Annotated in this window: 27 protein-coding genes; 9 read left to right on the forward strand and 18 right to left on the reverse strand. The window is 62.8% G+C overall.

All coding sequences use genetic code 11. From position 1 onward, the window contains the following. The 4 genes from AC1RT2_RS21770 to AC1RT2_RS21785 form a co-directional block, all read right to left on the reverse strand. Complete coding sequence (locus tag AC1RT2_RS21770; RefSeq protein WP_493105241.1) at positions 1-1,626, reverse strand: ABC transporter ATP-binding protein; 1,626 nt, start codon at positions 1,624-1,626, stop codon at positions 1-3. Then, positions 1,623-2,441, reverse strand: a complete 819-nt coding sequence (locus AC1RT2_RS21775) for an ABC transporter permease (RefSeq protein WP_493105243.1) — start codon at positions 2,439-2,441, stop codon at positions 1,623-1,625. Before AC1RT2_RS21775 ends, AC1RT2_RS21770 begins: the two co-directional genes overlap by 4 nt. Then, the gene (locus tag AC1RT2_RS21780; RefSeq protein ID WP_493105246.1) at positions 2,438-3,382 is read right to left on the reverse strand and encodes an ABC transporter permease; all 945 of its coding nucleotides are present in this window, start codon (positions 3,380-3,382) and stop codon (positions 2,438-2,440) included. The genes AC1RT2_RS21775 and AC1RT2_RS21780 overlap by 4 nt, the downstream gene beginning before the upstream one ends. 179 nt (positions 3,383-3,561) lie before the next feature. After that, positions 3,562-4,467: a LysR family transcriptional regulator gene (locus AC1RT2_RS21785; RefSeq protein ID WP_493105360.1), complete on the reverse strand. Its 906-nt coding sequence runs from the start codon at positions 4,465-4,467 to the stop codon at positions 3,562-3,564. A gap of 284 nt (positions 4,468-4,751) precedes the next feature. On the opposite strand from AC1RT2_RS21785, the gene AC1RT2_RS21790 reads away from it, so the two are divergent. Continuing rightward, positions 4,752-5,666 (forward strand): sugar kinase, encoded by a 915-nt coding sequence (locus AC1RT2_RS21790; protein WP_493105248.1) that lies wholly within the window; start codon positions 4,752-4,754, stop codon positions 5,664-5,666. A gap of 15 nt (positions 5,667-5,681) precedes the next feature. Here the strand turns inward: AC1RT2_RS21790 and der are convergent, their stop codons facing one another. From der to AC1RT2_RS21805, 3 genes are all read right to left on the reverse strand, one after another. Further along, positions 5,682-7,115 (reverse strand): ribosome biogenesis GTPase Der, encoded by a 1,434-nt coding sequence (gene der, locus AC1RT2_RS21795; protein ID WP_069058004.1) that lies wholly within the window; start codon positions 7,113-7,115, stop codon positions 5,682-5,684. 37 nt (positions 7,116-7,152) lie between these two features. After that, positions 7,153-7,824, reverse strand: coding sequence for a tetratricopeptide repeat protein (locus AC1RT2_RS21800; RefSeq protein ID WP_069058003.1), 672 nt, complete (start codon positions 7,822-7,824; stop codon positions 7,153-7,155). Between the two features lie 113 nt (positions 7,825-7,937). Next, positions 7,938-8,522 (reverse strand): NnrU family protein, encoded by a 585-nt coding sequence (locus AC1RT2_RS21805; protein WP_493105251.1) that lies wholly within the window; start codon positions 8,520-8,522, stop codon positions 7,938-7,940. A 142-nt stretch (positions 8,523-8,664) separates the two neighbouring features. Between AC1RT2_RS21805 and AC1RT2_RS21810 the strand changes: the two genes are divergently transcribed. Further along, a complete protein-coding gene (locus AC1RT2_RS21810) occupies positions 8,665-9,675 on the forward strand; it encodes a polysaccharide deacetylase family protein (protein ID WP_493105252.1) in 1,011 nt (336 codons plus the stop codon). Positions 9,676-9,698: 23 nt separating this feature from the next. On the opposite strand, the gene sbmA is transcribed toward AC1RT2_RS21810, so the two are convergent. The 7 genes from sbmA to AC1RT2_RS21845 form a co-directional block, all read right to left on the reverse strand. Continuing rightward, a complete protein-coding gene (sbmA, locus tag AC1RT2_RS21815; protein WP_493105253.1) occupies positions 9,699-10,967 on the reverse strand; it encodes a peptide antibiotic transporter SbmA in 1,269 nt (422 codons plus the stop codon). 95 nt (positions 10,968-11,062) lie between these two features. Then, on the reverse strand, positions 11,063-12,253 hold the full coding sequence (locus AC1RT2_RS21820; protein WP_493105255.1) for a YbfB/YjiJ family MFS transporter: 1,191 nt from the start codon (positions 12,251-12,253) through the stop codon (positions 11,063-11,065). A 74-nt stretch (positions 12,254-12,327) separates the two neighbouring features. After that, positions 12,328-13,080, reverse strand: coding sequence for a type I methionyl aminopeptidase (gene map, locus AC1RT2_RS21825; RefSeq protein ID WP_069057998.1), 753 nt, complete (start codon positions 13,078-13,080; stop codon positions 12,328-12,330). Positions 13,081-13,126: 46 nt separating this feature from the next. Next, positions 13,127-14,188 carry an LLM class flavin-dependent oxidoreductase gene (locus tag AC1RT2_RS21830; RefSeq protein ID WP_493105257.1) on the reverse strand — a complete coding sequence of 354 codons (1,062 nt, stop codon included), beginning with the start codon at positions 14,186-14,188 and terminating at the stop codon, positions 13,127-13,129. Between the two features lie 140 nt (positions 14,189-14,328). Further along, positions 14,329-14,814: an SRPBCC family protein gene (locus AC1RT2_RS21835; protein WP_493105259.1), complete on the reverse strand. Its 486-nt coding sequence runs from the start codon at positions 14,812-14,814 to the stop codon at positions 14,329-14,331. Between the two features lie 81 nt (positions 14,815-14,895). Further along, on the reverse strand, positions 14,896-16,152 hold the full coding sequence (locus AC1RT2_RS21840) for an RNA polymerase sigma factor (protein WP_493105261.1): 1,257 nt from the start codon (positions 16,150-16,152) through the stop codon (positions 14,896-14,898). Then, positions 16,149-16,523, reverse strand: coding sequence for a YciI family protein (locus AC1RT2_RS21845; RefSeq protein WP_493105263.1), 375 nt, complete (start codon positions 16,521-16,523; stop codon positions 16,149-16,151). Before AC1RT2_RS21845 ends, AC1RT2_RS21840 begins: the two co-directional genes overlap by 4 nt. A gap of 191 nt (positions 16,524-16,714) precedes the next feature. On the opposite strand from AC1RT2_RS21845, the gene AC1RT2_RS21850 reads away from it, so the two are divergent. Further along, entirely contained in the window at positions 16,715-17,563 is an 849-nt protein-coding gene (locus AC1RT2_RS21850; protein WP_493105265.1) for a hypothetical protein, read from the forward strand. Between the two features lie 19 nt (positions 17,564-17,582). On the opposite strand, the gene AC1RT2_RS21855 is transcribed toward AC1RT2_RS21850, so the two are convergent. Continuing rightward, a complete protein-coding gene (locus AC1RT2_RS21855) occupies positions 17,583-17,987 on the reverse strand; it encodes a YkgJ family cysteine cluster protein (protein WP_069057992.1) in 405 nt (134 codons plus the stop codon). A 137-nt stretch (positions 17,988-18,124) separates the two neighbouring features. Between AC1RT2_RS21855 and AC1RT2_RS21860 the strand changes: the two genes are divergently transcribed. After that, positions 18,125-18,418, forward strand: coding sequence for an energy transducer TonB family protein (locus tag AC1RT2_RS21860; RefSeq protein ID WP_150129842.1), 294 nt, complete (start codon positions 18,125-18,127; stop codon positions 18,416-18,418). A 73-nt stretch (positions 18,419-18,491) separates the two neighbouring features. Here AC1RT2_RS21860 and glpK read toward each other — a convergent pair whose 3' ends face one another. Then, a complete protein-coding gene (gene glpK / locus AC1RT2_RS21865; protein ID WP_493105267.1) occupies positions 18,492-19,985 on the reverse strand; it encodes a glycerol kinase GlpK in 1,494 nt (497 codons plus the stop codon). Between the two features lie 194 nt (positions 19,986-20,179). Between glpK and AC1RT2_RS21870 the strand changes: the two genes are divergently transcribed. Beyond that, positions 20,180-20,953 carry a 3-hydroxybutyrate dehydrogenase gene (locus AC1RT2_RS21870; protein WP_444796744.1) on the forward strand — a complete coding sequence of 258 codons (774 nt, stop codon included), beginning with the start codon at positions 20,180-20,182 and terminating at the stop codon, positions 20,951-20,953. Between the two features lie 131 nt (positions 20,954-21,084). Next, on the forward strand, positions 21,085-21,906 hold the full coding sequence (gene xdhC / locus AC1RT2_RS21875) for a xanthine dehydrogenase accessory protein XdhC (protein WP_493105269.1): 822 nt from the start codon (positions 21,085-21,087) through the stop codon (positions 21,904-21,906). Here xdhC and AC1RT2_RS21880 read toward each other — a convergent pair. Next, on the reverse strand, positions 21,903-22,085 hold the full coding sequence (locus tag AC1RT2_RS21880; protein ID WP_493105271.1) for a hypothetical protein: 183 nt from the start codon (positions 22,083-22,085) through the stop codon (positions 21,903-21,905). The genes xdhC and AC1RT2_RS21880 overlap by 4 nt on opposite strands. An 80-nt stretch (positions 22,086-22,165) precedes the next feature. Between AC1RT2_RS21880 and AC1RT2_RS21885 the strand changes: the two genes are divergently transcribed. The 3 genes from AC1RT2_RS21885 to AC1RT2_RS21895 all read left to right on the forward strand — a co-directional run bounded on the left by AC1RT2_RS21885 (position 22,166) and on the right by AC1RT2_RS21895 (position 24,030). After that, positions 22,166-23,080: a LysR substrate-binding domain-containing protein gene (locus AC1RT2_RS21885; protein WP_150129841.1), complete on the forward strand. Its 915-nt coding sequence runs from the start codon at positions 22,166-22,168 to the stop codon at positions 23,078-23,080. Positions 23,081-23,142: 62 nt separating this feature from the next. Beyond that, a complete protein-coding gene (gene greA, locus AC1RT2_RS21890) occupies positions 23,143-23,625 on the forward strand; it encodes a transcription elongation factor GreA (RefSeq protein WP_493105274.1) in 483 nt (160 codons plus the stop codon). A 36-nt stretch (positions 23,626-23,661) separates the two neighbouring features. After that, positions 23,662-24,030 (forward strand): hypothetical protein, encoded by a 369-nt coding sequence (locus AC1RT2_RS21895; RefSeq protein ID WP_493105276.1) that lies wholly within the window; start codon positions 23,662-23,664, stop codon positions 24,028-24,030. A 96-nt stretch (positions 24,031-24,126) separates the two neighbouring features. Here the strand turns inward: AC1RT2_RS21895 and AC1RT2_RS21900 are convergent, their stop codons facing one another. Further along, the gene (locus AC1RT2_RS21900) at positions 24,127-24,840 is read right to left on the reverse strand and encodes a glutathione S-transferase (RefSeq protein ID WP_493105279.1); all 714 of its coding nucleotides are present in this window, start codon (positions 24,838-24,840) and stop codon (positions 24,127-24,129) included. Positions 24,841-24,904: the final 64 nt, after the last annotated feature.

Here is a 24,904-nt window from a genome sequence, read left to right on the forward strand (position 1 = left end):
TCAATTCTCCAGGCGCCATTTCAGGGTCACGCCGCCCCGTTCGTTCTGGTCGAGCGCGGGAATGGCCGAGAGAAGCCGGCGCGTATAGGCCTCCTTCGGGCTGTCGAAAATCGTGTCGCGGTCGCCCTGTTCGATGATCCGGCCGTCCTGCATGACGACGACGCGGTCGGCGACCTGCTCGACCACGCCGAGGTCGTGGCTGATGAACAGGCAGGAGAAGCCGTAGCGGCGTTGCAGATCGGAGAAGAGGTCGAGCACCTGCGCCCGGACCGTCACGTCGAGCGCGGAGACCGGCTCGTCGGCAATCAGGAAGCGCGGGCGGCGGGCAATCGCACGGGCGATCGCCACGCGTTGACGCTGGCCGCCGGAAAGCTCGTGCGGATACCGCTCAGCGTAGTCGGTGCCAAGGCCGACCTCCTCCAGTGTTTCCAGCGCGCGTTTGCGCTTGGCCGCGGCATCCAAGCCCGGCACCAACCGCAAAGCCTCCTCGACCAGCGCCTGGATGGTCATGCGCGGATCGAGTGAGGAATAGGGGTCCTGGAACACCATCTGGCAGTTCAGGCGGTAGTCGGTCCAGTCGGCATCACGCGACCGGCCCTGGAAGCGGATTTCGCCGCCGCTTTCCTTGACGAGGCCGGCAATGGTGCGGCCGAGCGTCGTCTTGCCCGAGCCGGAACCGCCGACGAGTGCCACCACCTCGCCCTCGTGTATATCGATGCTGACACCATGCAGCGCCCGCTTCGCCTTGCCTCTGCGGAGCAGCGACTTGCGACCCGCATAGTCGACGACGATATCGCGGGCCGACACCATCGGCGCCTTCGCCGTATCGATCGCCCGCACCTCGCCGCGGAAGGGCAGCGAGGAGAGCAGCTTCTTCGTGTAGGGATGCTGCGGTGCTTCCAGCAGGTCCTCGGTGCGGCCGTGCTCGACGATCGCGCCCTGCTCCATCACCACGATGCGGCTGGTATAGCGTGCCACCATGGGAAGGTCGTGGCTGATCAACAGCACGGCGGTGCCCTCGGCCCGCGTCAGCTCCACCATCAGTTCCATCACGTCGCGCTGGATGACGGCGTCGAGTGCTGTCGTCGGCTCGTCGGCAATCAGCAGCGCCGGCTTCAGCAGCATGACCGAGGCCAGCATAATACGCTGACGCATGCCGCCGGAAAACTCGTGCGGATAAGCCGTCAGCGCACCCTCGGGATCGCGGATGCCGACGCGCTTCAGCATCTCGAGGATGCGCGCACGACGCTCTTCGGGAGACGCCTTGCTGTGCAGGATGAGCCCCTCTTCCAGCTGCCGCCCGATGGTCATCGACGGGTTGAGCGAGGTCATCGGCTCCTGGAAGACGACGCCGATCTCGGCACCGCGCAGGCTGCGCAACTCTCGGTTCTTCATCTTCAGAACGTCCCGGCCCTTGTAGAGGACCGAGCCGCCCGTCACCTTGATGGCCGGCGGCAACAGCGAGATCAGGGCGCGCGTCGCCAGCGTCTTGCCCGAGCCGCTTTCGCCGACAATGCCAAAGATCTCGCCGGGCGCGATGTCGAAGGAGACGGACTTGACGACCGCCCGGTGGTTCAGCGCAACCGCCAGAGAGAGGTCGCGAACGGTCAGAAGCGTATCCGTCATTTCAGACCTCTCATGCGCGGGTCGAGCCTGTCGCGAAGGGCATCGCCCAGGAGATTGATGCCGAGCAGCGTCAGCGCGATGCAGAGGCCGGGAAACAGGCCGAGCCAGACAGCTTGCTCGATGAAGGGCCGGCCGGCGGCCAGCATGTTGCCCCAGGTCGGCGCCGGCGGCGGTACGCCAAGGCCGAGGAAGGACAGCGCGCTTTCCGACAGGATCGCCCAGCCGAACATCGACGTGGCGAGCACGGTGATCGGCGCCAGGCAGTTCGGCAGGATATGGCGGGCCATGGTGTAGAGCTCGCCATTGCCCATCACCCGCGAGGCCTCGATGAACTCCCGCTCACGCAGCGACAGCACCGCCCCGCGCACCACGCGCGCCATCGACGGCGTATAGGCGATGCCGAGCGCAAAAATGATGCCGTACTGGTTGGCGCCGAACACCGCGAGCAGGCCGAGCGCCAGCAGGATGCCCGGAAAGGCGAGCAAGGCATTGTTGACGGCCATGATGACGCCATCCACCCAACCGCGCGCATAGCCACTGACAAGGCCGATCAGCGTGCCGCAGATGGTGGCGAAGCCGACGGTCAGCAGGCCGATCCACACACTGGCGCGAGCGCCGACCATCAGGCGGCTCAGCACGTCGCGGCCGAATTCGTCGGTGCCGAGGAGGTGGCTCGCATCGGGCGCGGCAAGGCGCGCAGTGAAGGAGAGCTGCATCGCATCGAAGGGCGTCCAGACGAGGCCAAGGGCAGCGGTGGCAAGCAGCAGGGCGATGAGGATGCCGCCGATAAGTGCGTTGAGAGAGACCTTTTTCATTCGGCAACAACCCGCGGATCGAAGAGGGGATACAGAAGGTCGATCACGAGGTTGACCAGCACGTAGGAGAGCGAAACGAACAGCAGGCAGCCCTGGATGACCGGGTAGTCACGGGCAAAGATGCTGTCGACCATCAGCCGGCCGAGGCCCGGAATGGTGAACACCGTCTCGATGACGGCGATGCCGCCAAGCAGGTTGCCGAGGATGAGGCCGATCATCGTCCAAGTCGGGCCGAAGGCGTTCTTGAAGGCGTGGCGCCAGAGCACCGCACTTTCGGAAAGCCCCTTGGCCCGGGCATGAGTGATATAATCGAGGCGCAGCACTTCCAGCGTCGAGGCGCGTGCCATGCGGATCAGCACGCCCGCCTCATGGATAACCAGCGTCATGATCGGCAGCACCAGATAGAGCAGGCCGCCGGCAAAATTCTCGCGGATCGACACGTAACCCAGCACCGGTAGCCAGCCGAGTTCCAGCCCGAAGAACAGCAGCAGCAACAGGCCGAGCCAGAAGGTGGGGATGGAGAGGAGAACGGTCGCCGTTCCGACAAGAGCCAGATCCGTCAGGCTGTTCTGGCGCCAGGCGGCGATCACGCCGGCCGGCACGGCGATCAGGCTGGCCAGAAGCACGGCGACGAGCACGATCTCGGCACTGACCATGAAGCGCGACACGACCAGCGGCAGCACCGCCTCGTCGTTGACGATCGACTGGCCGAAATCGCCCTGCAGCACATTGCCGGCCCAGATCAGGAATTGCTGCGGCATCGGCTTGTCGAGACCAAGCTCGGTGCGCATGGCAGCAATCTGGTCCGGCTCGGCCATGTCGCCGAGCATCAGCGCGGCGGGGTCGCCCGGAATGAAGCGGATCAGCGCGAAAACCGTGATCGACACGAGCGCGATCGTCGGAAGCGCCATCACCAGGCGGTTCAGGATGAATCTCAGCATTGTTTCCCCACGATTGATGGCCATCATTCCCGGCGGCCGTCATCGGTTTCGTTGGGAACGACTATGAGTGATTGAACAAAAACGCGCAATATTATGCGTTTTTGTCATATACCTATGCAGACTCGGCCCATCCTCGCCCGCATCAGCCAAGGCACAGGAACCGCCTCACTTAGCTGATTTCATTTGCTATTCTGCGAAAATTGAATCTGCCTCTTCAGAGCGTCGCTCAGCGCCTGTGCGGCGATGGACAACGGAACGCCATCGGCGCGTGCGAGGCCGAATTCCTGCGTACTGCGCGGCACGAACGGGCGGTGCACCACCGGAAGGTGACGATAGAGATTCGCATAGAAGCTGCTGATGATCGTGATGCCCAGTCCGTGCGCCACATAGGAACAGGCAGAACTGTTGGTGTGGGTCTCGATCTTGACCAGTTGCTTCACCCCTGCCCGCTTGAACGCCTGGTCGAGCGCCATGCGGTTCGGCCTTTGCCGGCCGATGAGGATGAGCGGCACGTTGCGCAGGTGCTTTGCGGTGACTTCCTCCAGTTCGGCGAGTGGGTGTCCCTCCGGAATGACGCAAACGCTTTGGCCGCTGGCAACCCTGTCGACCACGATGCCCGGCCCGACCTCCCCTTCCATGCGCAGGAAACCGAGATCGATGGTTCGCTCCTCGACGAGCTTGTTGATGGCCGTCGTCGATTCGAAGAAGGTCTCGATGCGCACGCCGGGAAAGGCGCGCACATAATCGATCAGCATGGCGGGCGCGAAATTCTCCCACATGCTGCTCGGCAGGCCGATCCGCACGGTTTCCGGCCCCGAGGCGCCGTTGCGCAGATCCTCCGCATGCCCGGACATGCGATCGACGGCGAGCAAAACATTCTCTGCGTCCCGCGCCAAAATCGTCGCCTCCGGCGTCGGGATCAGCCGTCCCTTGTCGCGGGCAAACAGCGTCAGCGCCAGATCGGATTCGAGCTGTGCCAACAGCCGGCTCACACCCGACTGGCTGAGCCCCATGGCCTTGGCCGTCGCAATGGTCGAACCCGTGGCGAGAAGCGTGCGCAACACTTCGAGCTGCTTGATGTTCATGAGGCCGGCACCTTTGACGGGTGAGAGTTGATCACGATCCATGGACGCGGCTCGACCGGAGGGGTCGGTTGTCCTTCGGAGCGCGGACTTGCTGGTTACGGATGGAGCAATGATCCGCCGCGCGTCAAGATTCGTCTTGCATCAGCGCGATCAAACAGGTCGAGGCCGGTCTTCACGGCGGCCCATTCCATCCGCTGCGCAGAAAGCGCCGGCATAGCCTTGCCCCGCCAACTCTTTGATCGTATTTCCTCTTTCCGGCGGAGTGAACCGGAGGATTTCAGGACATGGCAGGACGGCTGCTTTCGATCGGCGAGTGCATGGTGGAACTGATGCAGGCCGAAGGCGGCCTGTTGCGCAAGGGTTTTGCCGGTGACACCTTCAACACCGCCTACTATGCCCGCCAATACCTGCCGGCGGACTGGAGCGTCGACTACGTCTCCGCCGTCGGAACGGACATGATTTCCGACGAAATGCTCGCCTTCATGGAAGCGCACGGCATCGGCACCACCCATGTCGCCCGCATCGAGGGCCGTTCGCCCGGCCTCTACATGATCCACCTGAAGGATGGTGAGCGCAGTTTCTCCTACTGGCGCTCCGTCTCCGCGGCAAAGCTGCTGGCCCACAACGGCGACCGGCTGCGCACGGCCATCGAAGCCTCCGACATCGTCGTCTTCTCCGGCATCACGCTAGCGATCGTGCAGCCGGAGAATCTCGACACCCTGCTCGCAGAGCTTCGCCGCGCCAAGGCCGCGGGCAAGCGCGTCGTCTTCGATCCGAACATCCGCCCACGCCTCTGGGACGATACCGAACGCATGCGCGCCACCATCACCGAAGGCGCGCGCGCCGCAACGCTGGTCATGCCCAGCCTCGACGACGAGACGACCCATTTCGGCGATGCCTCGCTGGAGGAAACGCTTGCCCGCTACCGGGCGCTCGGCGTTGAAAACCTGGTGGTGAAGGATGGTGAGAAGGGCGCAACGCTCGTCTTCGGCGGTGAGCGCAGCCATGTGCCGTCTGCCGAGGTCAGGACCATTGTCGACACCACGAGCGCCGGCGACAGTTTCAACGGTGCCTTCCTGGCCCGCCTTGCAACAGGTGCAAGCCCGCAGGAGGCAGCACGCTTCGCTGCCGAAACCGCCGCCGCCGTCATCCAGCATCACGGCGCGCTGGTCCCCAAGGACAAGCTGCCGAAAGACTGATCGAAAGGGCTGCGCTCAGCGCCGCTTCTTCGCCTTCGAGGCGAACGGGTTATCCGCCGCCTTGAAGTGGATGCGGATCGGCACGCCCGGCAGGTTGAAGTCGGCGCGCAGGCCATTCGTCAGGTAGCGGATATAGGATTCCGGCAGCGCATCGGGGCGCGTGCACGAAATCATGAAGCCCGGCGGGCGGGCCTTCACCTGCGTCATGTATTTCAGCTTCAGGCGGCGGCCCGAAACGGCCGGTGGTGGATGCTGCGTCTGCTGTGCATCGAGCCAACGGTTGAGCTTGGCTGTCGAGATGCGGCGGTTCCAGGTGCGGTCCGTCTCGATGACGGCCTGCATCAGCTTGTCGAGGCCGCGGCCCGTCTGGCCGGACACCGGCACGGCGCGAATGCCGCGCGCCTGCGGCAGCAGCCGCTCGGTCTTTTCACGCAGCTCCGCAAGCACGGCCTGCGGATCGTCGATCAGATCCCACTTGTTGAAGGCGAGCACCGCCGCGCGGCCTTCGCGCAGCACGAGATCGACGATCTGAAGGTCCTGTTTCTCGAACGGAATGGTCGCGTCGAAGATGATGACCACCGTCTCGGCAAAGCGGATGGCGCGCAGGCCGTCGGCGACGGAGAGCTTTTCCAGCTTCTCCTGCACCCTGGCCTTGCGCCGCATGCCGGCCGTGTCGAACATCTTGATCGTGCGGCCCTTCCAGTCCCATTCGACGGAAATCGAGTCGCGCGTGATGCCGGCTTCCGGGCCGGTCAGCAGCCGGTCTTCGCCGAGAAAGCGGTTGATCAGCGTGGACTTGCCGGCATTCGGGCGGCCGACGATGGCGACGCGCAGCGGCTTCGTCTCGTCATATTCCGGCTCGTAGTCGTCGTCCTTTTCCACGCCTTCGGCAGCCGCCTCGGCGCGCAGGTCGACATCGGTGACGGCTTCGTTTTCTTCGGGATAGGCGCGTTCCTCGCCGATTGCGGCAACGATCGCGTCACGCAGATCCAGCATGCCTTGGCCATGTTCGGCCGAAATCCCCGTCGGCTCGCCAAGACCGAGCGTGAAGGCATCGTAAAAGCCGCCATCGGAGCCACGGGCTTCCGACTTGTTGGCGACGAGCACGACGGGCTTGCCCTTGCGGCGCAGCATGTCGGCCAGCGCCTGGTCGACGGGCGTCAGGCCCATCTTGGCATCGACGACGAAGAGCGACAGGTCCGCCTCGTCGATCGCGGCTTCCGTCTGGGCGCGCATGCGGCCCTGCAGCGTCTCGGGTGCTGCCTCTTCGAGACCGGCGGTGTCGATGATGCGGAATTTCAGGTCGATCAGGCGGGCATCGCCCGGCCGACGGTCGCGGGTGACGCCGGGCGTGTCATCGACAAGCGCGAGCTTCTTGCCCACGAGCCTGTTGAACAGGGTGGACTTGCCGACATTGGGTCGTCCGACAATGGCGACGGTGAAGCTCATGAACGTGTTCCGTTTCGGTGGTCCGGTGGATACCGGATCAGGAGGACAGCTTGCCGCTTGCGGCAATCAGGTCAAGCAGCATCTGCGCGCGGTTGGCAACGTTGCGCGGGCTTTCGCTGTCATTGATGATGGCATCGAACCATTCCTTGGCACGGGCGTAGTCCTCGTGCTTGAAGGCGGAGAGGCCGAGAACTTCGCGCGCGGAATGGCGCTGCGCGCTTTGCGGGGTCGCAAGCTGCTCGGCTTCGGCCGAGACCTGCTCATACGTCCCGGTATCGACGAGGAGGTACGCGGCGCGCAGGCGGGCTGCATCGCGCAGCGCTGCCGGCACCGACGTATCCTTGGCGATCGCGGTAAACGCGTTGACGGCACCCTGTGCATCCGTCTCGGCAAGAAGCGACGCAGAGCGCATGCGGGCGAGCACCGGGTAGGAGCCGAAGCCATCCTTTTCCAGCGCGGTCAGTGCGGCAAGCGCCTCTTCGTTCTTGCCTTCACGAGCAAGCGTGAGTGCCGCGAGGAAGCTGTCGCCGGCGGCGGACGCTTCGCTGTCGCGCCAGTATTCGTAGCTCACCTTGCCGATCGTGCCGAGAACGACCAGCACGGCGATGCCGATGAAGATCCGGCCGAAACGCAGCCAGACCAGACGCATCCGGTCGGACCGGAGTTCGTCGTTGACCTCGCGGATAAAGCTGTCGTCCTGATTTACCATTCCCTGCCCGGCTCTTGCTGACGATTGGAGTTTGCGCCTTCTACTCCATTTTGGCCGCGTTGTAAGGGGGCAGGCGCGAAAAGCCCGGGATCAGGCGAGGATCAGGCCCGGGATCAGGGCAGCGGCGCCACGCCGATCAACCACTCGTGAAGCCAGAAGACGATGGCCAGATAGAGCGCGAGGCCGACGACGACCGAAATCAGGTCGTATTTCGCCGAGACGAAAACCGGCAGTTTTGTCTCGCCGGCGGCGATGCGCTTCTTCAGCGTGATGCGCAGGATGACCGCCCAGGCAAGGATCGTCACGAACAGCAGCACCGAATAGCTCTCGCCATTCGCCAGAAGATGCGCCAGCGCCCAGATCTTGATCGCGACAAGGATGGGGAACTTCATCTTCGTGCGGATATGGCCGGCCGGCAGGAAGCCGGCGACGAGACAGATCGAGGCAATCAACATCAGCGTCAGCGCGATATGCGCCATGAAGGTCGGCGGGAAATAAAGCATAGTGCCGCCGTTTTCGCGCGCATCGACAAAGCCGTAGGCGATGAGCGCGAGGCTTACCAGCGACAGCACGCCGTGCAGCGCCATCCAGCCCGGCTTGCCGAGTGCTGCGATGCCTGCATTGCGGAGGCCGGGCGCGAAGGGCCGCAGCAGATGGGTGACGATGAAGAGAACGAGACCGGCGATGAGCAACGTCATGAAAAAGCCCCTTGAAGAAAAGTCGGCCCCTGGCCGTTCTCTTTGGAATAGCCTTCACCGGGCGACAATTCCAGTCCGATCAAAGGATTGCCGCATTCGGAACCGATGACAGACCCTTTGCAAATTGTCGCGGGTGCCCATCTTGTCTCAACTATCGTCTCGAATCGTCCTCCCCCTCCTCGTCGCCGGGCTCGTCTCGGGCACGGCGCTTGCCAAGGACGACGCGATCGAAACGCCGAAGCGCAAGCAGCTCGTCATAGTTTCCTTCGACGGTGCGCACGACAACCTGCTCTGGGAGAAGAGCCGCGCCATGGCCAAGCGCACCGGCGCGCACTTCACCTATTTCCTCTCCTGCACCTTCCTCTTCCCCAAGGACGAACGCGCCAACTACCAGGCGCCACACGAAAAACGCGGCCGTTCCAATGTCGGCTTTTCGCCGGACAAGGAGGACACGATCCTGCGGCTCGGCGAAATCTGGCTGGCGAAGCTGGAAGGCCACGATATCGGTAGCCACGCCTGCGGCCATTTCGATGGCGGCAAGTGGAGTGCTGCGGACTGGAAGGCCGAATTCACCTTCTTCCACGAGGCGCTGAAGAACGGCTGGCAGAATGCCGGTGTGGGCGAGCGCGAGCCCGCCGACTGGCAACGCTTCGTCGCGGAAGACATCAAGGGCTTTCGTGCACCCTATCTTTCCGCCGGCAGCGGACTGGTGAAGGCGCTGGAGGACAACGGCTTCACCTACGACGCCAGCCTCGTCTCGAAGGGACCGGCAATGCCGGTCGCCAGCGGCAAGCTCGCCCGCTTCGCGCTACCCCTCGTCCCGGAAGGCGCATCACAACGCCCCGTCATCGCGATGGATTACAATCTCTATGTCCGCCATTCCAAGGCGAAGGAGGCCCCGGAGAAAAGCACCGCCTTCGAGGAAAGCACGCTGAAAGCCTATCGCGACGCCTTCGCCAGACAATATGACGGCGAACGCATCCCCCTCCAGCTCGGCTTCCACTTCGTCGAGATGAACGCCGGCGCCTACTGGCGCGCCCTTGACCGGTTCCTGACGGAGACCTGCGGACAAAAGGACGTCGCTTGCGTCAGCTATGCCGAGGCGATGGACATTCTCGCAAAAGAAAAGAGGGCGACTGGCGCCGCCCTCTGATGTCTCGTTTGGCAGTCGCTTGATCAGGCCGGCCGGCCCTCTTCTTCCATCTGAGTTTCAAGATAGCGCTGGTCGATCTCCGGCAAGGGCTCGCCCTCGATCGCCGCTTCGAAGGCCTTCAGACGTTTGTGGATCGACAGAAGTTCGACAATCGTCGACCAGTAGCTGACGAGATACTGGAAGGAATTGCTGACCTCGCCGAAGGCGGTGGCAATCTGCTGCCAGACACCCATCGTGATACGACCTGCCGCAACGGTGGGAATAAGAATGAAGGTCAGCAACATCGCGTCCAGCTGGTTGTAGGTGAAGCGAGCGGCGTTGAAATAGCAGTAGTGCCAGTACATCCTGAAGTAGTTGCGCCGCACATTCACAAAGAGTTCGCGCACGGTCACGGGATCCGCGCGCTCCGCGTGGTCCTCACCATAGACGAGCTCTTTTCGATAAGCCGCTTCCACCCGCTGGTTGCGGAACTGGAGCCCGGGAAGCTTGATGCCCGCGAATGCCAGCAACGCGGTGCCAAACAGCGACCAGCCGATGGCCAACCAGAACAAAGAATGCGGAATCGCGCCGAGGATCGGCACGTCGCCGACATATTCCGACATTTGGAAAAGCAACGGCAGAAAGACGACGAGCGTCATGATCGAATTGATGAAGACGACGCCCAGTCCTTCAAGGATGTTGGCAAAGCGCATCGTATCTTCCTGCACACGCTGCGAGGCACCCTCGATGTGACGCAGTTTCGGCCAGAGCGACATATAGTAGTCGTTCATGGCCGTTCGCCAACGGAAGACATAGTGGTTGGTAAAGAATGCGGTGACAACGTTGACCACAACAAAAACGATACCAATTTCAAGGAAGTACCATTGCAGGCCCCAAAGCTGCCCCGCAGTGACGCTCTTGTCGCCTGAAAGACCTTTTTGGAACATGTCGAAGAATGGACCACGCCAGTTGTTGAGCGCCACCTGCAACTGCACGGCAAAATAGGCAATGAAAACGATGAACGCGCTGCCCCAGATAGACCAGTTGGTCCAGGGATGGTCACGCGCGATGATTTTCCAGGCGAAGCCGAAAACCAGCACGAAAATGAAGAAGTAGAGATAGAACCAGAGATTGTCCGGAGAGAGGAAGAAGGCAAGCCCGAGCGGGGCTTTCTCCCCCGGGGCAAGCGGCGGCAATCCGATCGCGGCGCCAATTTGCGGTCCGACCGTATACCAGACGGCGATACAGATCGCTGTCCAGATAGCGGCGGAGGTGAAAAACAGCTTTGGCTGCGGGAAGAAGGAGTGGAACAAGGTGCGAAACTCTCGTTTGCATGGGGCAGCCGTGCTGCCGGTTCGCGCTGAAACTAAAGGAGTTTGCGCAGCGCAACAATCGCCGCAACCTTGTATTACCGAGATTTAATGGAAAGCGCGCCGCCCGCGACGGTGATGGCTGCGGCAAGCAGAAGGATGCCTGCGGCCGCGAGGCTCGGCAGCACATAACTTCCCGTGCGTGCTGCCAGGAAGCCTGCGCCGAGTGGTCCCAGGATCTGCCCCACACCGAACGCCGCCGTCATCAGCGCCAGCACCTGCCGCGGGCTCTCGCTCGCCAGAACCCGCCCGAGCTGGAGGCCATAGGCGGTGATGACGATGAAGGTGAGGCCCAGCAGCGCGCCGCCGATCAGTGCCGAGGCCGGGAAGGGTAGCGTGACGGTGACGGCGACGCCCACCATCTCGACGAGGATCGCCGCGAGATAGGCCATCGCCACGCCGTAACGCCGCACGACCGGCTTCCACGCGACGAGGGAAATCGCCGCCGAGGCACCGGTGACGAGCCAGGTTAAACATTCGAGCAACGGGCTCTCCGCCCCCTCCCGCGCAATGGCGACGATGAAGGTGGCGGTCACGACATAGCCGATGCCGAAGAGACCGTAACTCAGTGTCAGCGCGACGAGCGGCCGGGTCCAGACGATCGGCGGCTCGCGCAAGCCCGAGGCGCCACCTTTCGGTCGCGGCAGCAGAACCAGGACGGCGGCAAGACCGATGGCGCCGAGCACGGCCCCGGCAAGCCAGTCCGCGCGCCAGGCGGCGATGGCCGGGAACTGGACGAGCGACAGCAGGTAGACGAGAACGGCCGACACTGCGATGCCCAGGCCGACGCCGGAAAAATGCGCCATCTGCACGCGCGCATCCTGATGCCGGAGCCCGATCGAAAGCACGATGCCGGAGGTGAAAATCATGGCAAAGGCACTGGCAAGCCCCGCCAGGAACCGCACGACGGAGAGTGCCGCAATGTCGGAAATCAGAGCCATCACGAGAAGCAGCAGCACCGTCGAAACCAGCGCGCCGATCGCCAGTCGCCGCTCCAGACCCGCCGCCCAGCCATAGGCGGCCAGCACCGCGCCAAGCAGGTAACCCGCAAAATTCGCCGCCGCGATGATGCCGGCGTCCGCAGCGTTGAGCCCGAGGCCGGCCATCATGCCGGGCAGCACCGGCGTATAGAAGAAGCGGCCGAGCCCCATAGCCACAGCCATGGCGATAGCACCGGCGATGGCCGCCCGGACGGGCTCGCGCGACAGGGCGGGCGTTTGTTGCATCATGCTGCGACCATCGCACTGCAACATAACGCCGACAAACAAGATTAATTGATCGTCGGATCAGCGCCGGTGAAGGTTCAACCGGGCAGCGTCACCACGAGCGGTCCGTTCCGTGTCGCCACTACCGTGTGCTCGAACTGCACCGTCGGTGCGCGCGGATCGCTGTAGAGCGTCCACTCGTCGTTCTTGCCGCTTTCAGCCCAGTTGGCGCCGAGCGACAAGAACGGCTCGACGGTGAAGACGAGGCCGTCCGTCATGCGGCGCTTTTCCTGCGGGTCCGGCCAGGTGGCGATTTCCGTCGGCTCCTCGTGCAGCGAGCGGCCGACGCCATGGCTCGCGAGGTTGGCGATCAGCGTGTAACGGTTCTTGCGCGCGAATTCGCCGATGGCATTGCCGACCTGCGCCAGAGGCTTGCCGGCCTTGACTTCCTTCAGGCCGACCCAGAGCGCCCGCTTGCCATCCCGGCAAAGACGCTCCACAGCCGGCGTCGAGCGCCCGACGGTGAAGGACGCCCCGGTATCGGCAAAGTAGCCGTCGAGCTCGGCGGAAACGTCGATATTGACGAGATCGCCGTCCTTGATCACCCGGTCACCCGGAATGCCGTGCGCCACCTCCTCGTTGACGCTGATGCATGTCGCACCCGGAAAGGCGTAGCAACTTTCCGGCGCCGAACGTGCACCCGCCTCCTCCAGCATTCTCCGGCCGATCAGGTCCAGTTCGGCCGTGGTCATGCCCGGCCGGATGGAGGTCGACATGTGCTGGAGCACATTGGCGCAGATCCGGCCGATCGCCTTCAGGCCGTTGAGGTCATCGTCATTCTCGAGGGTCATCGCATCTCTCTTTCGCGGGCGTGTCTATCACGCCCGCGCGCTGCTGTCAGGCGGAAGCGGCCACTGCGTCCTTCTGCTCCGCCGCCAGCATGTCGCGCACCAGGGGCGCAACCCTGGTGCCGTAAAGCTCGATGCCGCGCAGAATCTGGTCATGCGGCATCAACCCGATCGCCATCTGCAGCAGGAAGCGATCGTTGCGGAAAATCCGCTGATGGTCGACGATCTTTTTCGCCACCGTTTCCGGATCGCCGAGGAAGAGATGGCCGGTCGGACCGATCGACTGGTCGAACTGCGCCCGGCTCGTCGGCCCCCAGCCGCGCTCGCGGCCGATGCGGTTCATCACCTCGGCCTGCGGCCCGTAGAAGGCATCGGCCGCCGCCTGCGTGCTGTCCGCAATGAAGCCGTGCACATTGATGCTGGTCTTCAATTTCGCCTCGTCCTGCCCCGCCCGGCGTGCCGCCTCGCGGTAGAGATCGAACAGCGGCGCATAGCGCGACGGCGTGCCGCCGATGATGGCAAGCGCCAGCGGCAGGCCATAGGCGCCCGCGCGCGCCACCGACTGCGGCGTGCCGCCGACGGCAATCCAGATCGGCAGCCTGCCATCCGTCGGGCGCGGATAGACGCCAAGCCCCGCCAGCGGCGGCCGCATCACGCCGGTCCACGAGACCTTCTCGCTCTCGTTCAGCGCAAGCAACAGGTCGAGCTTCTCTTCGAAAAGCTGGTCATAGTCATCGAGCGCATAGCCGAAGAGTGGGAACGATTCGATGAAGGAGCCCCGCCCCGCCATGATCTCGGCCCGACCGCCGGAAATGAGATCGACGGTGGAATATTGCTGAAAAACCCGCACCGGATCGTCCGACGACAGCACCGTCACCGCACTCGTGAGCTGGATGTTTTTCGTGCGCGCCGCAGCAGCCGCCAGCACCACGGCCGGCGCCGAGGCGGCATAATCCGCCCGGTGATGTTCACCAAGCCCGAAGACATCGAGCCCCACCTGATCGGCAAGTTCGATCTCTTCGAGAAGGTTTTTCAGCCGCCGCTCCCCTTCCCGCCCCTTGTCGGCGGCATTGGGATCGACATCGGCAAATGTATAGAGGCCAAGTTCCATGGGATGTTCCAGAAGAGAGGGATTTTCCCAGAGATATGGCCGGCAGTGGCAGGTTGAAAGGGCAGATCGGGAAACAGTGTGTTTACAGGACGATCGCGGCCGAACGAAAACAGGGCGGTTTCCCCGCCCCGTTCATCACCTCAAAGCTTGGAGGCGACCTCTTCGAGCTGGCCTGCCACCTGGCCCCAGCCCTCGTGGAACCCCATTTTCTCATGCGCCTCGCAGTCCTCGACAGTCCAGTGGCGGGCGATTGCCGTGTAGCGGGCCTTTCCGTTGCCGAGATCATCGAAAAGGATTTCGGCGCTGAAGAAGGCCTTTTGGGTCGGCTTCCAGTCCGGGCCGAAGGCATCCGTCGTGATGATGCGCCGATCCTTCTCCACCTTGAGGAACACGCCGGTGCTGTCCATGTGGAAACCGTCCGGGCCGGTCATGACGGTGCGGAACTTGCCGCCGTCACGCGGCTCCATTTCGACAAGGGCAATCGCGTAGGGCTTCGGCATGAACCACTCCTTCAGGATTTCCGGCGTCGTCCACGCCTTGAAGAGCTGGGCGGGCGTGGCGTTCAGCACGCGGGTCAGCACCAGTTCGCGGTTGTTGGCGGGCTTGATTTCGGCGGTGTCGGTCATGTCTGTCTCCTCGGTGGAATATGATTGGTCGGTTCGTATCAAGGACGCCCGGCAGGCGGCCAACCCGACATCGAAAGCCGATTATTTTTCGGCGGCAGCCATCTCACGCTGCACGCTGTCGAGATGCTGGCGGATATGCGCCGCCTCCGCCGACGTGGTGGCAAGCGCGATGGCGCGGTCAAAAGCCTCGTGCGCTTCGCGGTAGCGGCCAAGCTGCTTGAGCAGGCCGCCGCGCAGACCATGAAAATAGAAGTAGCCGTTGAGTTTGTCCGCCAGCGGCTCGATGAGCGCCAGCGCCGCCTCCGGCCCTTCGCGTTTCGAAACTGCAACGGCACGGTTGAGCCGCACCACCGGCGACGGCTGAAGACGTTCCAGCGTCTGGTAGAGCAGGTCGATCTGCAGCCAGTCCGTCTCCGCCGCCGTCGCGGCGCGCGCATGAAGGGCTGCGATCGCCGCCTGGATCTGGAAGGCGCCGGGCGTGCGGTGCCGGATCGCCTTGTCGATCAGCACCAGCGCCTCGTCGATCAGCCCACGATCCCAGAGCGCACGGTCCTGGTCTTCCAAGAGCACGATCTGGCCGTCCTTGTCGAAGCGCGCCGCCAGCCGCGAGTGCTGGATGAGGATGAGCGCCGTCAACCCCATGATCTCCGGCTCGGAGGGAAAGAGTTTTAGCAGCAATCGGCAAAGCCGGATCGCCTCCGCACAGAAGGGCGCATCCGCCCTCTCCGGCACGCCGGCCGAATAGCCCTCGTTGAAGACGAGATAGATCATCGCCGCGACGATGCCGAGCCGTTCGGCCCGCGCCACGGCATCCGGCGTCTCGAAGGGTATGCCGGCGGCCGCCACCTTCCCCTTCGCCCGGGTGATGCGCTGCTCCATCGCCGCTTCCGAAACGAGGAACGCCTTGGCGATCTGCTTGACCGTAAGGCCGGAAACGATGCGCAGCGCCAGCGCGATCTGCTGTGTGGCCGGCAGGTCCGGGTGGCAGCAGACGAACAGCAGCCGCAAGATATCATCGCGGTAATGCGCGCCGTCCAGCCGGTCGGCGAGATCGCTTTCCGTATCCTCCAGATCGGACAGCACCTCCTCGGGCGGAAGCGGCTGGTGCTTGGCGCGCTTCCTCACCTGGTCGATACCGCTGTTGCGGCCGACGAAGATCAGCCATGCTGCCGGATCGCGCGGCGGGCCCTTGTCGGGCCAGGTCTTCAGCGCACGAAGGCAGGCCTCCTGAAAGGCCTCCTCTGCGAGGTCGAGGTTGCGGAAGTAGCGCAGAAGCGCCCCCATGGCCTGCGGCCGAGCCGAAGTCAGTGCCAGATCGATCCAGGCAAGCTCTGTCATGTTATGGGTACTCCCGGATTGAAGAACTGCAGCGGCCGGACTTCATAAGTGCCGTTGGCCGGATTGACCGCGGAAAGCTCGCGAGCGAAGGTAATCGCCTCCTCCAGCGTTTCCACATCGAGCACGAAGAACCCCAGGAACTGCTCCTTGGTTTCGGCAAAGGGCCCGTCCATGACGATGTCGTCCGTCGCGCCCTTGCGCACGGTGACCGCCGCCGTCGTCGGCATCAGCCGCGCGACGGGTCCCAGCTTGCCGGCCTCGGCATATTTCTGGTTGACCGCACCGAGATCGGCCATGACCCTGTCATCCAGATCCTTCGACCAGGCGTTGACTTCATTTTCGTCATCGTAACAAAGAACGGCATACAGCATGGTGAACTCCCGTTGGCTGAAAGACGTAGGAGTAGCGTCTCAGCCGACAGGGCGCACCGGAATATTTTTGATGATCGGCAGAAACAGCCGGCAGCGCCGGCCATCAGCCCGGCTTGTCTCAGTCTGCGCGACGGAGCAGGAAATATCTTAATTCCGGAATGTTAGGAAAGGTCGAAACGGAGGCCCCTCCCATGACGATGGACAGCGAGCGCGCAAGGCTCATCGAGGCGTTCCGCGCGTGGAAATCCGAGATATTCGCTCTCACCCGGGAGATCGTCGCGCAACGCGCCTTTTCGAACGGCAAGGACAAGCTTGCAGCAATTCTGAAAGATCTGCCCGTCAGAAATTTCGATCCGGTTCTCGACCTTCGCATCAGCGACGAGGCAGGCGAGATCCCGCGGACAACCAATGCAGCCTTTCGCCACGCCGGCTACCAGCCGGGAATGCCCGAGACCTTCACCGGTCTTGGCTTTGACCTCTCCGCGCACGAGCGCGCCGTCGATGCGGCGGGGCGTTTCCACCAGGGTGTCGAGGTCAGTCTCTACAACCGTGGGGTCTATGATTTCCTGGCGAAGACCGATGCCGAGATCGCGGATGAGTGCAACGCGGTCGGTAGCGCATGGCAGGGCGCGTTCGATGCAATCGAATCCGCCCCGATCGACGGCATGCACGACGTGCTGGCGCTGGCAGGGACGATCCCGCGCGGCGACCACTACCAATATGGCTTTGTGACCGAGGTCACGCCGACAGGCACAAGCACAGTTGCCCACGAACCGCTGGCCTATGCGGAGGTGGTTTTCAACGCGCTGATCGCCGTCGAGTTTCACCGCTTCATGCGCGACTGCCTGGCGAACCTCGACCTGCCGCACAGCATGGTCGTGATCGTCGCGGAACACGACCTTATCTACGTGCCGCACACCCATTATCGCTTGCCAGGATCGGCAGCACGCGAACGCTCACCGACGCCGCCATCGATCCGGCAGGTCGCCTCCACCCCGGGAAAAACCGCTGTCTTCGGGCGTCGCCCCCAAAGACCATGACGGTGGCTGCCGGCGCGAATCAGAGCTTGAACACGTCGTCACGCCAGAAGACGATAACGTAGCCGCCAGCCGGTTCGGCCTTGCGAGCCCATCGATGCAATTGCGCGTGATACGGCTCGCTTCGCCAGATGTCGGGGTGGTCAGGATCGACAAGCACTGTAATCTGCGGCCCCTGCCGGTAGATCATCATATGCGAGCGGGATGGCGCCCATGCCTCGTCTAGCGCCTCATCGGTCATCCACAGACAGAGGAAATCCCGGCAGACCGAAGGCCGATCCGCATAGATCGAGCAGCCCTTGTCCGCGATGCAATGCCGACACCAGACATTCGCGGGCTTCTCGAAAAGATCAATGTCCGGCAGCCGGCAACAGAGCGTGCAGGTGCCGCAGGATCGGCCGGGGACGATGGTCGGAGATGGGTACATGCCCCAACCGATAGCACCTGAAAGCGACGCACTGAAGAGCGGTCAACTACTTGAGGCAACAGCCACAAATTGACTCTTGCCGAAGTAGAAAACTTCTCGTAGGAGATTGCACGCATTTGGGGAAATCGGGGATCATCGTGAGAAAAATCATTACGTCGGCACTGTGCTTGGCGGTGCTTGCCCTGTCGGGCTGCGACACGACAAAAATCGCGACCGTTGGCATCCGAACGGATGCGAATGGCAAACATGCGAGCACCTATATCGTAAAGTCCTCTGGGCATGATGAAGCGGACCAAGCAGCCGTCTATGCAGCGTCAATGAACTTCAGAAGGCAGGTTAAAAAGCCGCGCAAGAATCATCGCTACGTCATGCCGGTCCATGTCCACCATGTGCCCGAGCCCATGATGAAAAACGACGAGAAGACCAAGTAGGAAAGTCGTTCAATTGTCGGTGCAGATGGCATTGGGGGCGCTCATTGCAACGGCAGAGAATACTTGAGTTCCCCTACTCCGCGCTCAACGTCCGCCGCACCGCGTCCTTCCAACCCCTGATCTTCACCGCTCGTGTCTTCTCGTCCATCTTCGGCTCAAAACGCGTATCGCGCGCCCAGGACTTGGCGAAACCCTTGCGATCCGGCCATACGCCCGCGCGTTGCCCGGCAAGCCACGCTGCACCAAGCGCCGTCGTCTCCAGGATTGTCGGGCGGTCGACCGGTGCGTCCAGAATGTCGGCCAGGCGCTGCATGGTCCAGTCGGAGGCGACCATGCCGCCGTCGACGCGCAGCACGGTTTCCTTGCCGTTGGCCTTCCAGTCCTTGTGCATGGCGTCGAGCAGGTCGCGCGTCTGGTAGCAGACGGCCTCAAGGGCTGCGCGGGCAAATTCCGCGGGTCCCGTGTTGCGCGTCATGCCGTAGATCGCAGCACGGGCGTCCGGGTCCCAGTGCGGTGCGCCGAGACCGGTGAAGGCCGGCACGAGGTAGACGTTCTGCGTCGGGTCGGCTTGTGCCGCAAGGTCGCCGGTATCGGGTGCGGCCTTGATGACCTTCAGCCCGTCGCGCAGCCATTGCACGGCGGCACCGGCAATGAAGATCGAGCCTTCCAGCGCATAGGTCGTCTCGCCGTCGAGCCGATAGGCGATGGTGGTGAGCAGGCGGTTTTTCGAACGCACCATGTCGGGACCGGTGTTGAGCAGCGCAAAGCAGCCCGTGCCGTAGGTGGATTTCATCATGCCCGGCTCGAAGCAGGCCTGGCCGATGGTCGCGGCCTGCTGGTCGCCGGCAACGCCGAGGATCGGGATTTCCGCGCCGAACAGCGCCTTCTCCGTCACGCCGAAATCGGCCGCGCAATCCAGCACTTCGGGCAGCATGGCCTTTGGCACGCGCAGGATGTCCAACAATTCGTTGTCCCAGTCGTTCGCTGCGATGTTGTACATCAGCGTACGGCTGGCATTGGTGGCGTCGGTGACATGCGACTTGCCGCCCGTCAGCCGCCAGATCAGGAACGTGTCGATCGTGCCGAAGCAGAGGTCGCCCTTGGCACCCCGTGCACGCGCGCCCTTCACGTTGGACAGCATCCAGGAGAGTTTCGTGCCGGAAAAATAGGGGTCGAGCAGCAGGCCGGTCTTCTTGGTGAAGGTCTTTTCGAGATCCTGCTTCTTCAGCTTTTCGCAATAGGAGGCGGTGCGGCGATCCTGCCAAACGATGGCATTGTGGATCGGCTTGCCGCTCTCGCGCTCCCAGACGACGACCGTCTCGCGCTGGTTGGTGATGCCGATGGCGGAAATGTCGGAGGCGGTGAGGCCGGCCTTCTTCAGCGCGGCCTTGACCGACCAGACGACGCTGTCCCAGATTTCCTCCGGATCATGCTCGACCCAGCCGGATTGCGGAAAAATCTGGGTGAATTCCTTCTGGCCGGAGCCGACGACCTTCTGGCTGCCGTCGAAGACGATCGCCCGGCTCGATGTCGTGCCCTGATCGATCGCGAGAACATATCCGCCCATGCTTTCCTCCCAGCTGAAGGCCGCTCCCAGGCCCTTCGGAATCTTCAATACAACATCAAAACGAATGTCAAAGGAAAATAAAACGCAAGCCGCGCTCTGCCCTCACCGCCACTCTACCGCGCGGAAAACGCAATTGTCATCGCTCGAGTTTTAGGCGTAGGCTACCGCAAAGCAGCATATCGGAGATGAAAAACATGAAGAGTGTCGTCGTAACCGGTTCCACCAGCGGCATCGGCCTCGCCATCGCCACGGCCTTTGCGGAAGGCGACGCCAATGTCGTCATCAACGGTTTTGGCCCGGCGGACGAGATCGAGGCGACCCGCGCCAAGCTGGACGGCCTCGGCAAGGGCCGCGTCATCTATCATCCGGCCGACATGACCAAGCCGCACGAGATTGCCGACCTCATCCAGACGGCAGTGGAAGAGTTCGACGGCGTCGACATCCTCGTCAACAATGCCGGCATCCAGCATGTCGAAAAGATCGAGGACTTTCCTGTCGAGAAGTGGGACCAGATCATTGCGATCAATCTCTCCAGCTCGTTCCACACCATCCGCGCCGCCATTCCGCACATGAAGCGCAAGGGCTGGGGGCGCATCATCAACGTCGCCTCCGCGCACGGCCTCGTCGCCTCGCCGTTCAAATCCGCCTATGTCGCGGCCAAGCACGGTATCCTGGGACTGACGAAAACGGTCGCGCTGGAAATCGCCGAAGACCACATCACCGCCAATGCCATCTGCCCCGGCTATGTGCTGACACCGCTCGTCGAAAAGCAGATCCCCGACACGGCCAAGGCGCGCGGCATCAGCGAGGCGCAGGTGAAGTCCGACGTCATGCTGAAGTTCCAGCCGACCAAGGAGTTCGTCGGTGTCGACGAGGTGGCGGCGATCGCCCTGTTCCTCGCCAGCGATGCGGCAAAGTCGATCAACGGCACCCACATCTCCGTCGATGGCGGCTGGACCGCCCAATAGAGGATGACCGAACACCGTCTTCTTCGCCTTCAGCGGGTCGACGGGTCCGGCCTTTAAGGTCTCCGGCCTGTCTGGTTCCGATCACTTGCTGATTGACCCGGACGGCTCGCGGCCCAAAAAGAAGAGCAAAAATGAACTTTCTGCAGGATAGTCTCGAGGGCTTTCTCGCCCGGGAACACCGTGTCGTCATCGTCGATGTTACCGCCGTCAAAGGCTCTGCACCGCGCGACGAAGGCACGTTCATGCTGGTGGCACCGACCGAAATCCACGGCACGATCGGCGGCGGCCAGCTTGAATATGTGGCAATCGAAAACGCGCGAAAAATGCTCGGCAGTGCCGGCGGTGAAGCGAAGCTCGACATCCCCCTCGGCCCCGATATCGGCCAATGTTGCGGCGGTCGTGTCGAACTCACCTTCACCTTTGCCGACGAGGGAGCACGCCAGGCCCTCGACCGGCGGATCGCGACGGACGAACGGCAGAAGCCGCAGGTCTGGGTGTTCGGTGGCGGGCACGTCGGGCGCGCACTTGCAGAATCGCTGACACTGCTGCCCTTGAAGGTGTTCGTCGTCGAGACGCGCGAGACCGAACTGGACCGCCTCACCTCCGAGGTGCATCACCGGTTGAACGCCATGCCGGAATCACTGATCGCCGATATCCCGGCCGGCTCGGCCGTGGTCATCGTCACCCATGACCACGCACTCGACTTCCTGATCGCCCGCGAAGCGCTCGCCCGCACCGACCTCGCCTATATCGGCATGGTCGGTTCGAAGTCGAAGCGCGGCACGTTCCTCCACTATCTCGACGAACAGGGCGTGGATCGCGCGGAGGCCGAGCGGTTGGTCTTGCCGATCGGCGGCACGGCGGTCGATGACAAGCGGCCGGAAGTCATCGCCGCAATGACCGCCGCCGAAGTGCTGCTCGCCTTCGCCGCCTGGAAATCGGAAATGCTCTAGCGGCCGCGGCCCTCAAGGAACCCGAGATCGCGCTTCATGTGATCGGAAAGCTCCTGCGGGTAGAGCCGCGGGAGGCGCTGTGCCGTCCGCCGACGAAAGACGAGAGAGAGCTTATGCCAAAGGCTCGGCTCGCGAAACTGCAGGGCGTCCGCCGGCCCGTGATCGGTAATGCATGTCATGGCGAAACCTCAAAAACTCGTTTCCATTGCTTGCAGGGTGCGCCGAAAGGTGATGGAACTCCAATCGAACCTTCGTCTGCATGCATAAAGAGAACTCAGCCTTGAAGATGTCGCGCAACTTCCCGCTCAATGCGCTTCGTGTTTTCGAGGCGGCAGCCCGGCATGCGAGCTTCACCCGCGCCGGCGACGAGCTCGGCATGACGCAGACGGCCGTCAGCTACCAGATCAAGCTGCTCGAGGAGACGCTTGGCGAAACGTTGTTCCTGCGCCAACCCCGGCAGGTCATGCTGAGCGAGGCCGGAGAGCGGCTGGCGCCCAAGGTGGCCGAAGGGCTCGCTAAACTCGCGGAGGCGGTAGCCGATCTGCGCGGCGCAACCGAACAGAAGCTGCACATCCATTCGACGCCCACCTTCGCCACGCAATGGTTGAGCCGTACACTCGGCGATTTCCAGCTCAAGCACCCGAACATCGCGGTCCGGCTTTCCACGTCGCAGGAGGTGATCGATTTCGCCCGGGAAGAGGCGGATATCTCGATCCGCTGGGGCAAGGGCGACTGGCCGGGCCTCGAATGCCACCGCGTCATGCGAATGGATTTCGCCCCCTTGCTGAGCCCGGCGCTCGCCGAAACGATCGGCGGCGTCAAGGAACCGGCCGACCTGCTGAAACTGCCGATCATCAGTGCCCCGGACGTCTGGTGGCCCATCTGGTTCTCCGCAGCCGGAATCGACAAGCCGGGCCTCGAACGTTACCCACGCAACGAACTGGGCGTTCAGACGATCGATGCGCAGGTGGCCATGAACGGCCAGGGGGTCGCGATCCTCAACCCCGGCCATTTTCGCGTTGAGATCGCGGCCGGCCTGCTTTACCAGCCCTTCGATATCACCTGTAACGATGGCCGCGACTATTGGCTCGCCTATCCGGAGAACCGTCGCAACATTGTGAAAATCCGCGCGTTTCGCGAATGGATTCTGGCGACGATGCCGAAGGAAGCTTAGATTGGCCAGCAAGGACCCGCTGAGCCTGTCGGGGGTAAGCCGCATTTGAATGGAGTGGGACATTGAGCGTTGCGTTCGTAAAGGAAGAAAGCGCCGAGGCGGCATCGGAAACCCTGCTGCCCGACCGGCCGATTTCTCCCCATCCCAATCTCGTCACGCAAGCGGGCCTGACCGCACTCGAAACGCAACTCGCCGCGGCGCGCACGGCATACGAGGCCGCAAACACGATCGAGGACGTCAACGAACGGCGGCGCCAATCGGCCGGCCCGCTGCGCGACCTGCGTTATCTCGCGGAACGCGTCCGCACGGCGCAGGTCATGGCCGAACCAACATCAAACGACACCGTCGCCTTCGGCAACACGGTGACCTTCAGCCGCGACGACGGCCGGGTACAGACCTATCGCATCGTCGGCGAAGACGAAGCCGACCCGAAGGCAGGAACGATTTCCTACGTCGCGCCGGTGGCAAGGCTGCTGATGGGCAAGGCCGTGGGCGACGTCGTGAGCATGGGCGGGCAGGAACTTGAGATTGTCTCCATAAGCTAGGAAGTACCGGCCCGGACCAACAATAGGACGTACAGATTGAAGCTAGATCGATTTGTTGCCACAAACCTTCTGCTCTCGTTGCTGCTGCCCGCCAGTGCGTTCGCCGAAGGACCCCGATGGATCGAGCAAGAATTCCAGGAAATCGTCACGCGCTTAAAGCAAAATCCCGACTCTCACGCCCGGTTAATCGCCCGTTGCATTGAAGATGGCCAATCCGAATTGAAACAGGACGGAAGACTGGGAGATGAACTTGAAAGCCTCAACTCAATCGGTGCCGAAGAGGTAGTTCAGGAGGCATGCCGCAGGTTGGTGAAAGGTATGACCGCGGGAAAAGTCACCTATGAGATGTATCGGGATTGGTCCGTAGAGGACGGAAAAACCGTGGCGTTACCTGACTGGCGTTAGCAGCGCTCCAGTCAAAAAATACCCACAAAGGCCCACCTGAAAACTGGCGAAATCCTGAACTTCCTTCCACCGTCGAAAAAGCCGTCCGCGGCGGCGCTAAGGCTTGGCGTCCAATTCTGGATAGTGCCGAAACAGGTCGTTCTCATTGCTCGGAAGACGGCGATCGCTCGCAAGATAGGCACGGATTTTCGGGTGGTCGGCAACAGTTGCGCAGACCGCCTTGATATGCGGATACCGAGGAGCAAGCTCGCCCATCAATGTCGGGAAGGCGTAGATGAGGCCATCCATGACCTGGAACAGAGACAGATCCACATAGCTGAGCCGGCTGCCGACGAGATGCGCGGGGCCTTTGGGGTTTCTGGCCAGAATGCGCTCGAACCAATCGAGGAATTTCGGAACGCGCTGCTCACGGAACTCCACGGCACGCCGCTTTGATTCGGGCTTCTGGTCCTCGTAATATTCTCCAGCGCCGATCGGGTGGTGAACATCATGGCCTTCGAGCACGAAGTCGGCGATGGTCAACTGGATTTGATGCGTCCAGAGCCTGAGCGCCGCATCCTTGGGCGCAAGATCGAGTTTGTCGCCGAGATAAAGCAGGATCGCTGCCACCTGGCCCACGACCACATCACCGTCTCTGAGAAAGGGCGGCGCGAAGGACGGCGTCGAAACCTCGCTGCTCACCGCGGCGATGACCTGGTCGCCCTCTTCCCGTGCGACATCCCGATAGGGCACGCCGGCCGCTTCCAATGCTAGGCGGATATATTCCCCCCGCCCCTGAATGCCGGTCCAATAATAGAGTTCGTATGCCATAGCGCAGAAATACCCTTGGTCCCGAAGAGGTTCCGTTCAAAGTGAACCGGTGGATGCAAGGCGT

Source organism: Shinella sp. GW821-FHT11G07 (genome assembly GCF_058808115.1).